Raw genomic sequence first — 214 nt, forward strand, 5'->3', positions numbered from 1 at the left:
ACTTACAAATAAAAANNNNCCTGAAGAATTAAGAGCCTTCTTTGCCTTCCTTATTNNNGGAATAATATTATGGCTAGCTATAAATTCTTTAAGTATAACAGGATCTTCTACAAAATCCTCATTAACATATTATTTATTAGGTGAAATTAACTATCTTATGCAATCTGGTATTATTATCATCATTGCTTACAGTTTTAATTATATTTATATTCCT

The sequence above is a fragment of the Candidatus Nanopusillus massiliensis genome (assembly GCF_920984865.1).